Source organism: Pseudomonas sp. OIL-1 (assembly GCF_010669185.1).
Lineage (GTDB): Bacteria > Pseudomonadota > Gammaproteobacteria > Pseudomonadales > Pseudomonadaceae > Halopseudomonas > Halopseudomonas profundi.
In genome coordinates, this window is sequence record NZ_CP048629.1 from 1,942,668 (window position 1) to 1,954,766 (window position 12,099).

Genomic DNA, 12,099 nt, shown 5'->3' on the forward strand with positions numbered 1-12,099 from the left:
ACACGATCATGAACACTTACGACTACATCATTGTGGGAGCCGGCTCCACCGGTTGTGTACTGGCCAACCGATTGTCGACGGATCCATCGAAGCGAGTGTTGCTTCTGGAGGCTGGTGATTGGGACAAAAGCCCACTGATCAAGATGCCCAAGGGCATCGCCAAACTGGTAAGCGACCCCAGGCACGCTTGGCATTTTCCTGTGCAGCAGTCGCGCTTTCCCGACACCGAATCTGCCGAAATGTGGGTGCGCGGCAAGGTGATCGGCGGCTCCAGTTCCATCAATGGCATGATTTACGTGCGCGGCCAGCCTGAGGATTATCAGCGCTGGGAGCAAAAGGCCGGGCCGGAATGGGGCTGGACGGCCATGAAAGAAGCTTTTCGGGCCATCGAGGACCATGAGCTGGGCGCTGACGAGTTGCGCGGCGCGGGTGGGCCAGTACATATCAGTACGGGAAAATTCCGGTATGCGGCCAGCGAAGCCATGGTGAGTGCTGGAGAGCAGATGGGGTTGCCGCGAGTAGAAGACTTCAATCGCGAGAGCCAGGAAGGGGTTGGCTACTACAGCCACACGATCAAGGATGGCCGTCGGGTCAGCGCCGCCACCGCCTTTCTGCATCCAGTGCTGTCACGCAAGAATTTGCTGGTGCAGACAGGCGCGAAGGTTGAGCAGGTGCTGTTCGAGGGCTCGCGAGCCTCGGGCGTGCGGGCAAAGGTGAGCGGACAGCCACGCGAGTTCGCTTGCCGTGGTGAGGTTATTCTCTGCGCCGGGACTATCCTGACGCCTAAAATTCTGCAGCTGTCAGGTATCGGGGATCCCGATCATCTCGGCCCCCTAGGTATCACCACGGTGGCGACCAATCGTGCCGTTGGTCAGCATCTCCGCGATCATCTGGGATTCCTGCTGCCGTATCGTCTGCTGGAGACGAAGGGGTTGAACCACCGCTTCCAAGGCGTCGGCCTGGCTGGGAGCCTGCTTCAGTACTACACCACCCACAGGGGGCCGATGGCGACCGGACCCTTCGAGGTCGGCGCCTTCTTCCGTACTCAGCCCAACCTGGCGCGGCCCGATGCACAGTTGTATCTCAGCGCCTTTACCTATCCCCGCAGCGAAGACAACTTCCCGGTGCCGGACGGAGTCGAGGACAAGCCCGGCATCACCATCTACGGACAACTGCTGAATCTTGAAAGTGAGGGAACGGTCTTGATTCAGTCCGCCGATCCTGATGCACCTCTGGCGATCGCGCCGAACTGGCTGTCCACCGAAGTGGACCGTCGGGCCGCAGTTGCGCTGGTGCATTATATGCGTCGCTACATGCGCCAGCCGGCACTGTCGAAATACGTCGGCGAAGAGCTGGTGCCAGGCGCGCAGTGCCAGTCTGATGAAGAGATCCTGCATTACTTTCGCACCGCCTCGTTGTGTGGCACCCATGCCGTGGGAAGCTGCCGCATGGGGCGGGATCCTGGGTCCGCTGTAGACGAGCAACTGCGCGTCCGCGGTGTCCAGGGGCTGCGGGCTGCAGACTGTTCAGTAATGCCGGACCTGGTTTCGGCCAACACCAACGGGCCGGCCATGGCGCTGGGTTGGCGCGCAGCGGACCTCATTCTCGGGCAAGCGACGGCGCAGCAGCACAGCAACCAACCGCAGGCGGCGTCGGCTTCAGTTGGCTAGCAGGGCTGGATAGGAACGGCATAGGCACCGTTTGTCTGCCGATAAATATGGAATAACAAGAAAGATACTTGAAGGAACCGCAATACAGGTATAGGTTAATTAAAAACGGTCCTGTTGGTTTTTAATTAACGTCTGAAGCTCATGCGGCTTCAGAACAATATCGCGACGAGACCGTGCTCGAGTGGATCCGTCGTCAGCCAGAGCGATGGCCCGGTATCCAGTGTCCGAGCCTCATTCATTACAATAACAAGAGAAATTTGTCATGTCTCAACCCACTACCCAGCGGCGACTGATCCTTGAGCGCCGTCCTCAGGGAATCGCAACGCATGAGGATGTAGTCCTGCGCGAACAGCCGCTTGGCGACCTCGCTGACGGACAAATCATGGTGCGCAACCACTTCTTTTCCATCGATCCGGCGATCCGGGACTGGATGTCGGAACGGCCCAGCTATCTGCCACCCATTCGCATCGGCGACCCGGTACGCAGCACTGTGATTGGCGAGGTGGTGGAAAGCCGCTCCCCCAGTTTCCGGCCTGGCCAAATTGCAGTAGGTGTCGGCGGTTGGGAAGAGTACTCGGTCGCTGACGCTGGTTACTTTTCTCCGGTGGAGCTGCAGCCTGGCGACGAGGAGCACTACTACCTCAGCATCTACGGAGCGGTTGGTTTGACGCCCTATTTTGGTTTGCTGGAAGTCGGTAAGCCAAAACCGGGTGAAACCGTGCTGGTCAGTGCCGCGGCCGGAGCGGTGGGCTCACTGGTGGGGCAGATCGCCAAGATTAAGGGTTGCCGTGCGGTTGGCATCGCCGGTAGCGATGAAAAATGTAGCTGGATTGTCGAGGAGCTGGGTTTCGATGCGGCGATCAATTACCGCACGGATCCCGATATGGTGGCCTCGATTGGCCGGGCCTGCCCCGAGGGTGTGGACGTGTACTTCGACAATGTTGGCGGTGAAATACTCGACGCTACGCTGCTGAACCTGAACAAGGATGCTCGCATCGTTTTTTGTGGCGCCATTTCCAGCTACAACACCGCCGAACCGGTACCGGGGCCCTATAACTTCTGGCAGATCCTGGCACGCAGCGCGACGATCGAAGGCTACCTGGTTTCCGATTATCTCGATCAGTTTCCCCAGGGCATTGCGCAAATGCGTGAGTGGGTCGGAGAGGGGCGACTGCATTTCAAAGAGCAGATCATCGACGGGTTGGAAAGCACCCTGGATGCTTTCAATTTGCTGTTCGAAGGTCGCAATGAGGGCAAGTTGATGATCAGGGTTGCGTCCTGATCTTTCAAGTCTGAAGCACACGCGGATAGTCCCGTGAATACAACAACAAGAGTGGAGTTTAACCAATGAAATGTCTTGCGCGCAGCGTCACCGCTATCGTTATTTCGGGGAGCTTTGCGCTCTCCGCCCAAGCCGCGGCTACCCAGGAAGAGATTGACCAGATCGGCACCAAGTTCACCCCTTGGGGGGCGGAGAAGCAAGCCAATGCTGACGGCAGCATCCCGGCATATACCGGCTCAATCTCTCCGCCATCTACCTACGATCCGGAGAAACCAGGCTACCGCCCCGATCCCTTCGCGGAGGAAGAACCGTTGTTTTCGGTTAGCGCCGACAACATGGATGAGTACGCTGACCAGCTGAGCGAAGGCATGAAAGAAATGCTGCGCAAGTATCCCTCCTTTCGCATGGACATTTACCCTACCCACCGCTCGGCCGCGTATCCGGATTACTATCTGGAAAATGCTCAAAAGAACCTGACTGAGTGCAAGACGGTCAACGATGAACTGGGCCTTTCGGGTTGTTATGGCGGCACGCCGTTTCCCTTCCCGAAGACCGGCAACGAAGTGATGTGGAACCGCTTGTTGAAGTTCGATCAGTTCTCCTTCGAAACGCCGCTGTTTACCGGCAGTGTGGTGGACTCCAGCGGTCGCCGGAATGTGACCGGCGTTGCCAGCATGGAAATCCAGTACCCTATCTTCGATCCCGAGCGTACCGAGCCGATCGGTGAATCAGATGTTTACGAGATGATCCGCAACGACTTCCACGATCCGGCGCGCAAGAACGGCGAGAAGATCGTTGTGCGCGACTCCATTGACATGGTTGATACCGGCCGGCGGGCCTGGCAGTACTTGCCTGGTCAGCGCCGCGTGAAGCTGGCTCCCGATATTGCATACGATACCCCCAGCCCCACCGGGGCGGGAGTGGCCGTAGTCGACGAGATGGCCATCTTCTATGGCGCGCTGGATCGCTACAACTTCGAGCTCAAGGGCAAGAAGGAGATGTTCATTCCCTATAACACCTACAAGCTGCATGACCGCAACATCTGCCCGGACGAGGTTGCCGAAACGCCCAACCACCTCAACCCCGACTGCATGCGTTGGGAAACACATCGCGTTTGGGTTGTGGAGGCCACTCTCAAGGAAGGGAACCGTCACATCTACCCACGGCGTATGCTTTATCTCGACGAGGATCTTTATGGCACTGGCATCAGCGACAACTATGACGCCACGGGCAGCGTGTATCGGGTAACGCACAACTTGCCGATCACTTTCTATGAAGCTACCGGCCACGCCACTGACGAAACCGTGACCTACGATCTCTCTAGCGGTGCCTATCACCGCTCGCAAAATCCCACCATGGGTACTGGCTGGGTCATTACCGACGGTCGGCCCGATGCCCATTTCAATCCGCAATCCATGGCAGGCAGCGGAGTTCGCTGAATGCCGGGCGAGGCGCTTACGGGCGCTTCGCCCTTTCATGCAATACCTTTGAAGATGAGGTTCTTATGCGTATGAAAGATAGGGTTGTGTTGATTACAGGCGGCGCCTCTGGGCTGGGGCGTGCTGATGCCGAACTGTTTGCCGCTGAGGGCGCCCGAGTAATAATAACCGACATCGACGACGAGCCTGGCCAGATACTGGCGGATACCTTGCATGGTCTGTTTCTGCACCACGACGTGACCTCCGAGAGCGACTGGAAGCGAGTGATGCACGCCATTACAGAACACTATGGCGGGTTGGATGTTCTGGTGAATAACGCCGGTACTGTACAGGTCGCGGACATTGAGTCTACTTCGTTGGAGCTCTATCAGCGAACGAATGCGGTGCATAACGACGGTACTTTTCTTGGTTGCCGCTACGCGATCGAGGCCATGCGTGAGCGAGGCGGCTCGATTGTCAACATGTCTTCGTTAACGGCTATTCGCGGCTATCCTCTGGTGCCGTCCTATGCGGCAGCCAAGGGCGCCGTGCTGGCACTGACCCATACTGTAGCCGTGCATTGTCGACAGAAGGGATACCCAATCCGGTGCAACGCTGTGTTGCCTGGACCAATCGCCACGCCTTTGGCGCTCACCGTGATCGAAGACGCCAGCGGTATGGGCAAGCCTGAGGACGTCGCGCAGATGGTTCTGTTTCTCGCCTCGGAGGAATCAAAACATGTATCGGGTGCACAGTTCGTCATCGACAACGCTGGCTCGATGGTAGGCGGCCCGGCCTGAGCCGACACATAAAAGCTATGTGCCGCGACGTGGGGGGATAGTTGCTCCATGTCGGGCATCAGACGGGTCCGAACGGGTCCACGACATCGATTATCCATTTTGCTTTGCTTTTTTTCACTCACGGAGAATTTCATGCAGCAGGTAGAAACACATCACGATCTAGACGCGCCCGCCGCCATGGTCTGGGCGTTGCTGGCTGACTTCGCAAACATCGAGGGCTGGTGGCCCACCGACGACGAGACCGTAATGATTGAACGGGTTGAGATCGAAGGGGAGGGTATCGGTCAGATCCGTCATATTTACAACCAGGGCTTTCCGTTAGCGGTTAGCGAGCGCCTGGATTATCTGGACCCGGATAGCCTTAACTACAAGCTCTCTATCGTGGGGGATCGTCCCGCTGGTTTGCTTTATTACCAGGCGAATGGCTGGATAGACGTTTTGCCCGGTAACCGTTGTCGCCTCAATTACCGCGGTGAATTTACTGCCAAGCCAGGCCATGCCGAAGAGGCTGAAGCCTTTCTGCGTGCCGCCTATGCTCTTATGTTCAAAGGGTTGAATCAAACCTGCCGGCGTTTGCAGGAGGCGGGTTGAGCCAGCATTGCTCGTGACACCTGATTGAAGGAGGAGGACGTTTCACCGAAACCAGGTTGTATGCGCGCCCATCCAAAGGTCGCGACGAGTGCTGGACTGGCCAATGGTGATCTGGAATACATTCGGGTTCGGTTTTCAGCACTGTACGTCGAACCGGGGAACCGCTGCTACATTTCGCCTGCGTCACCAGATTTCGTCCATGGTTCCCATTGCATTCATGAGGCGACTGATTGGATGATCAGGGCTTGCACGGATATCTAAGAGCTAGTACTTTATTAAAAACCGTCAGGTTGGTTTTTTAATAATCGCACAACAAAAATAAACAGGGTCCCTAATGATGAGTCGCGAGCTGCTATCCATGCTTTCCTCGGGTCTGGAACGCCCGGCCACCCGAGCCAGTGCTTTCTCCCTCTGCTCCCTTCAGAAAACGGGCGTCGCTGTCTGGTTGCGGTGCTGCTTGTTGCTGGCCATTTTTCTAATGAGTCTTTCAAGCTTTGCTTTTGAAAGCCCTCTGTCGACACCTGCAATAAAGAGCGTGAAAGCAACCAAGAGTCCGCTTACCGCAGTTACCAAGGCCGGTGATGGGCGGCTGGTTGCGGTAGGGCAGCGGGGCCACATTCTGGTGTCTGACGATTCTGGCGTCAGCTGGACGCAGGCCAATGTTCCAGTCAGTAGCGATCTCGTTGCAGTCTCTTTTGCCAGTGCCGAGCGTGGCTGGGCAGTAGGGCATGGCGGTGTGGTACTGAAAACTGAAGATGGTGGTATGAATTGGATTTTGCAGCTGGATGGTCATCAGGCTTCGAAGCTCGTTCTCGATTACTACTCGCGGCAGGCCGAAGCCGATCCGGACGCTGAGATGTTTGTGGCGCGAGAAGAGTTGCTGATCGAGTTCGGCGGTACGCAATCGCTGATGGACGTATATTTTGAAAGCGATCAAGTGGGTTACGTCGTAGGTATTTTCAATCGTTTATTGAAGACAGTGGATGGCGGTAACACCTGGCAGCCTTGGGCGCATCGAATAGACAACCCGTACGAATTGCATTTCTATTCCATCAACTCGGGGAAAGACGGTCTATACATCACCGGAGAACAGGGGATGGTCTGGCGCCTGGATGAAGGCCAGCAGCAGTTTGTGTCGGTTGAAACGCCTTACGATGGGACTCTGTTTGGTGCTGCCATCGGGACCAATGAGCTGATCGTCTTCGGCATGCGGGGAAGCGCATTCAAGAGCACAGATCAGGGCGAAAGCTGGACCCGTCTCGAAATCACCTCTGAAGCGGGTATTACCGACGGGGTTATTTTTGGCAATGGAGGTGTCGCGCTGGTCAATCTCGCCGGAGAGCTTCTGGTCAGTCGCGATGGAGGTGACAGCTTCGCCCCCCAGGCCATTATCGAATCCATGCCTTTCTATGGGTTGGCTCAGATTTCTAGCAACCATCTCGCACTTGTCGGCGCGGAAGGTGTGCAGAACCTCGCAGTGATGGCGCAAGACAGTTCCCCCGGGGAGTCCAGCGTGTCTTTGCTTGAATCAGACGACTTAGCCATGAACCTGGAGCTTCGCCATGTCACCCAATAAAAACAATTCCGACGCCGTGACCCGTGTTGAGGATTTCGATAAGAACTCAGGTGGGGTGATTGAGCGACTGGTTTTCAATCACCGTGTTCTGTTAATGCTGTTCTGCCTGATTCTTACCCTGTTTTTTGGATATCACCTCAAGGATCTCAAGGTTAGCGCAAGCTACGAAAAGACGTTGCCGCAAAGCCATGAGTACGTGCAGAACTATCTCGAAAATCGGGAAGAGCTGCGTGGTTTCGGCGACTCTATCAGGGTCGTGGTAGAAGCAGAGGAGGGCGGTATATTCAATGCTAGCTACCTGGATACCCTGGCAAGTATCAATGATGAAATCTTTATTCTTCCCGGGGTGGATCGTCCGTGGATGAAGTCGATTTTCACCCCGGTGGTTCGTTGGACCGAGGTCACCGAGGAGGGGTTCACCGGGGGTCCCGTTCTGCCGAACGATTATGACGGTGGGCCAGAAAGTATTCGTAATCTGCGCATCAATATCGGTCGAGCAGATGTAGTGGGAAGCCTGGTAGCCAATGACTATCGCTCCAGCATGATTATTGTGCCTTTGATGGGGCAGGATTCTGAAGGCAATCCGATCGACTATAAGGTGCTGGCTGATTCCATCGAAGACATTCGTCAGAAGTACATCAACAGTCCCGAGCATGACGTCAATATCTATATCATCGGCTTTGCAAAGCTCACCGGCGATCTGATCGATGGGCTCAAGCTCGTCATGCTGTTTTTCCTGATTGCGGCAATCATTGCGGTAGTGATTATCTATAGCTATACCCGCTGCCTGCGCAGTTCGCTCCTGGTACTTTCTTGCTCTGTCGTGGCTGTCGTCTGGCAACTGGGTGCGGTGACTCTGCTTGGCTATGAGCTGGATCCCTTTTCGATGCTGGTGCCATTTCTGGTGGTAGCCATCGGGGTCAGTCATGGTGCGCAGAAGATGAACGGCATCATGCAGGACATCGGACGAGGCACGCATAAGGAGGTGGCTGCCAGATTCACCTTCCGCCGTCTGTTTCTACCTGGCTTGACCGCGCTTCTGGCGGATGTGGTGGGCTTTGCGGTGTTGATGATCATCGATATTCCGGTGATCCGTGACCTGGCGATGACCGCCAGCATTGGTGTTGGCGTTCTGATCTTTACCAACCTCATCCTTATCCCGGTTCTGCTCTCCTATATCGGTGTAAGCCCGAAAGCGGCGCAGCGTAGCTTGGCAGTCGAACAGCGCCGACCCGGCGCACTCTGGCGCGGATTGGCGTTATTTACTCATCGGAGTTGGGCTACTGGCGCAGTGGTTGTAGCCGCCATCCTGTTGTCCTGGGGCGTCTACATGTCGTCCAAGCTGGAGGTTGGCGATCTGGACGCGGGGGCACCTGAACTGCGTCCCGATTCGCGTTACAACATGGATAATGCCTACATTACATCGCACTACGGCATTTCCAGCGACGTGTTTGCCGTCATGGTCAAGACGCCCGACGACGGTTGTCGCAGCTTCGAAACCCTGACGCAAGTGGATCGTCTGTCATGGAAGCTGGCACAGGTTCCGGGTGTTCAGCGTACCGCTTCCCTGGCTGATACCGTGCGTAATTACACGGCAGGCATGTTCGAAGGTAATCCGAAGTGGGCCACGGTCAGCGACAACCAGGGGCTCATCGACGCACAGATCGGTAACGCTGTTTCCTGGAACTCGGAATTCCTGAACACGCGTTGCAACATGACGCCGGTACTGGCTTATCTTGCTGACCATAAAGCCGATACCCTTGATCGAGTTGTGGCGGCTGCAAGTGAATTTGCCGAAGAAAATAGCACGGAAGACCATCAGTTCCTGCTGGCAGCGGGTAACTCCGGCGTTGACGCCGCGACCAACATCGTGGTCAGAGAAGCCAACCGCAAGATGTTGTTCTACGTCTATGCCGCAGTAGCACTGTTGTGTCTGATTACCTTCAGAAGCTGGCGGGCTGTGATCGTTGCCCTCGTGCCGCTGATTCTTACGTCCATGCTTGCCGAAACGCTGATGGTTTTCCTGGGTATCGGTGTGAAGGTGGCAACGCTGCCTGTCGTGGCCCTGGGTGTGGGGATCGGCGTTGATTATGCAATTTATCTGTTGAGCACTCAGCTTGCCTTCCAGCGTATGGGATATTCGGTTGCCGACGCTTACCGGAAGGCCTTGGCGACGACGGGCAAGGTAGTCGCGCTGGTCGGGGTCACATTGGCAGCGGGTGTCGTCACCTGGGCATGGTCCCCTATCAAGTTCCAGGCGGACATGGGGATACTTCTGACGTTCATGTTCTCGCTGAACATGATCAGCGCGCTAATCCTCGTGCCGGCCCTATCGCACTTCCTTCTACAAGGCGCAACTTCGGCTCCCGTACGCGTCGACGAAACCAAGCCAGGCGAAAATGCTATGGAAACCCATCCAGTTTAACGGTGATAAGAAACGGTTGATTCCGACACCTGCTCCCCAAGGAGCAGGTTGTTCACCAGCAGAAACAAGATAGGACGCCATGAATACACATACTAATCACGCAGACAGCATCAACTGTGTTTTCGTCGCTGCAGGGAAGTATCACGATATCGACTTTGCGCGCCTGGAACTCCTGAAGCTGCTTGCTGAAAATGAACGAATCAGGGTCCGGGTATTTGAAGATTACTCAAATATTGAAGCGATAACGAATGCGGACTTTCTGGTTACTTATACGTGCGAAGTTATACCCAGCCTGGATCAGCAACAGGCATTGCGCAGCTGGCTTGAGCAAGGCGGGCGTTGGTATGCACTGCACGGCACCAATTCCATCCTGCGTTTCCTGGACAATGGTCTGGTCGATACCCCTGACTGGGCCAATCACTTTATGGAAACGCTAGGAAGCCAGTTCGCTTCTCACCCGCCAATTGGCCCGTTTACTGTGCGAGTGGCCAAGCCGGAGGATCCGCTGGTAGAAGGAATCGAAGACTTCGAAGTTGTCGACGAGCAATATCTGGTCGACCAATGCGCTGACATTGATGTCCTGCTTGATATCAAGTTTGAAGGCGAAACGCCGGGCTTTGTACGCGATCAATGGCTTCCTGAGCGGCATCCTGTGTTGTATCGCAGGCCCTTGGGAAAGGGTGCTGTTCTCTATCTGACACTGGGCCATTGCCGCGGGCATTACGATCTCAGGCCACTGATGGACTATTGGCCCGATGTGGATAGATGCTCGTGGAAGTCCCCTGTTTTTTATGAACTGCTTCGTCGAGGGCTGGCCTGGGCCAGTGAACCGGCGGTTGAGCGTAAATGCTGATTGTTAAAACAGCGTAATCATTAGGAGAATGTCATGGAACTAGGTCTACGTGGAAAGAAAGTCATCATCAATGGTGGGAGCCGTGGTCTCGGGCGCGCTGCTCTGGAAATGTATGCAGCTGAAGGCTGTGATATGGCCTTCTTCTCCAGGGATGCCGCCCGTGTCGCCGAGACGGTGAAAGTGCTTGAATCGCACGGGGTCAAGGTGTTCGGTGATGCGTTGGACATGAACGATAGCGAAGCCTATAAGAACTGGCTGATCTCAGCGGCAGAGCGGTTGGGCGGGTGCGATATCTTCATCCATAACGCGAGTTCTTCCGGAGCTCAGGGCACCACCGATTGGGATATGACCTTCCGGCTGGACATGATGGGCGCAGTGATTGGCTGTGAAACCCTGGAAGAGCATCTGAGCGCTAGCGGTGAGGGGTCGGTCATACTGATGTCCAGTACCGCAGCGATCGAGACTTTCATGATCCCGCAGGCATTCAACGCCATCAAGGCCGCCATCATTACCTATGGCAAGCAACTGTCGCAGGCCTGGGGAGAAAAGAAGATCCGGGTAAACATGGTATCTCCCGGGCCGATTGAGTACCCAGGTGGTAACTGGTCAGCAATCAAAGAGGCAATGCCGGAGCTGTATGACCAGACTCTGTCGCAAATGTCACTCGGTCGGTTCGGCGAGCCAAAAGACGTGGCTGGAACAGTGGTTTTCCTTTCCAGCCCGGCAGCGTCTTACATCACAGGAACCAATGTGGTGATCGATGGCGGTTATACCAAGCGGGTGCAGTTCTGACCACGTGAGCTTGAGACAGGAGTGCATTCATGAAGCTCTATAATTCTATAGGTCCTAATCCCCGCTTGATTCGGTTGTTTGCAGCCGAGAAAGGTGTACGCCTGTCTCTTGTTGAGGTGGATATCATCGCTGGTGAAAACCGGCAACCTGCCTATCTGGCGGTCAATCCCACGGGTACGACGCCAGCGATTGAACTGGATGATGGGTCGCAGATTGCCGAAACGACCGCTATCTGCGAGTACCTGGAAGAACTCATTCCTTCACCGGCATTGATCGGTACTAGCGAGAAGGAGCGCGCCCATACCCGTATGTGGTGGCGCAGGGCCGATCAGATGATCGTTCAGCCGCTTACGGCAGGTTTCCGGGGAGCCGAGGGGTTCGAACTTTTCAAGAATCGGGTTCCATGCTACCCGGATGCAGCGGAGGGATTCAAACGCGCGGCCGGGGAGGGCTGGAGGTGGTTTGAAGCGCACAGCAAGCATAACGAGTTCATATGTGGTTCACGCTGCACGGTAGTAGACCTCCTATTGTTATGTTTCGCAGATTTTGGCGAGCAGGTCGGCCAGCCCATACCCGAAGACTGCCCGCATCTTCATGCCTGGTTGGCTCGAATGAGGAAGCGGTGTATTGGCACCGACTAGTATTTTTGTTCAAGAACTCGCTAATGGCCCAATAGACCTTACTTCTAATAA

General features: G+C 55.7%; 10 protein-coding genes. All 10 read left to right on the forward strand.

Features of this window, described 5'->3' with window-relative positions:
- The first annotated feature begins 8 nt into the window (after nucleotides 1-8).
- The 10 genes from G3M63_RS09095 (at nucleotide 9) to G3M63_RS09140 (ending at nucleotide 12,048) form a co-directional block, all read left to right on the forward strand.
- Complete coding sequence (locus G3M63_RS09095) at nucleotides 9-1,670, forward strand: GMC family oxidoreductase (RefSeq protein ID WP_163982755.1); 1,662 nt, start codon at nucleotides 9-11, stop codon at nucleotides 1,668-1,670.
- A gap of 262 nt (nucleotides 1,671-1,932) precedes the next feature.
- The gene (locus G3M63_RS09100) at nucleotides 1,933-2,952 is read left to right on the forward strand and encodes an NADP-dependent oxidoreductase (protein WP_163982757.1); all 1,020 of its coding nucleotides are present in this window, start codon (nucleotides 1,933-1,935) and stop codon (nucleotides 2,950-2,952) included.
- A 65-nt stretch (nucleotides 2,953-3,017) separates the two neighbouring features.
- The gene (locus G3M63_RS09105; protein WP_163982759.1) at nucleotides 3,018-4,391 is read left to right on the forward strand and encodes a DUF1329 domain-containing protein; all 1,374 of its coding nucleotides are present in this window, start codon (nucleotides 3,018-3,020) and stop codon (nucleotides 4,389-4,391) included.
- Between the two features lie 65 nt (nucleotides 4,392-4,456).
- Nucleotides 4,457-5,170 (forward strand): SDR family oxidoreductase, encoded by a 714-nt coding sequence (locus G3M63_RS09110; RefSeq protein WP_150300738.1) that lies wholly within the window; start codon nucleotides 4,457-4,459, stop codon nucleotides 5,168-5,170.
- 132 nt (nucleotides 5,171-5,302) lie between these two features.
- The gene (locus G3M63_RS09115) at nucleotides 5,303-5,761 is read left to right on the forward strand and encodes an SRPBCC family protein (RefSeq protein WP_150300739.1); all 459 of its coding nucleotides are present in this window, start codon (nucleotides 5,303-5,305) and stop codon (nucleotides 5,759-5,761) included.
- A 334-nt stretch (nucleotides 5,762-6,095) separates the two neighbouring features.
- The gene (locus G3M63_RS09120) at nucleotides 6,096-7,337 is read left to right on the forward strand and encodes a YCF48-related protein (protein ID WP_218573675.1); all 1,242 of its coding nucleotides are present in this window, start codon (nucleotides 6,096-6,098) and stop codon (nucleotides 7,335-7,337) included.
- On the forward strand, nucleotides 7,324-9,762 hold the full coding sequence (locus tag G3M63_RS09125; RefSeq protein ID WP_150300741.1) for an RND family transporter: 2,439 nt from the start codon (nucleotides 7,324-7,326) through the stop codon (nucleotides 9,760-9,762). The genes G3M63_RS09120 and G3M63_RS09125 overlap by 14 nt, the downstream gene beginning before the upstream one ends.
- 79 nt (nucleotides 9,763-9,841) lie before the next feature.
- A complete protein-coding gene (locus G3M63_RS09130; RefSeq protein ID WP_150300742.1) occupies nucleotides 9,842-10,615 on the forward strand; it encodes a ThuA domain-containing protein in 774 nt (257 codons plus the stop codon).
- 33 nt (nucleotides 10,616-10,648) lie between these two features.
- Nucleotides 10,649-11,407: an SDR family NAD(P)-dependent oxidoreductase gene (locus tag G3M63_RS09135; protein WP_163982761.1), complete on the forward strand. Its 759-nt coding sequence runs from the start codon at nucleotides 10,649-10,651 to the stop codon at nucleotides 11,405-11,407.
- Nucleotides 11,408-11,436: 29 nt separating this feature from the next.
- Nucleotides 11,437-12,048: a glutathione S-transferase family protein gene (locus G3M63_RS09140; protein ID WP_163982763.1), complete on the forward strand. Its 612-nt coding sequence runs from the start codon at nucleotides 11,437-11,439 to the stop codon at nucleotides 12,046-12,048.
- Nucleotides 12,049-12,099: the final 51 nt, after the last annotated feature.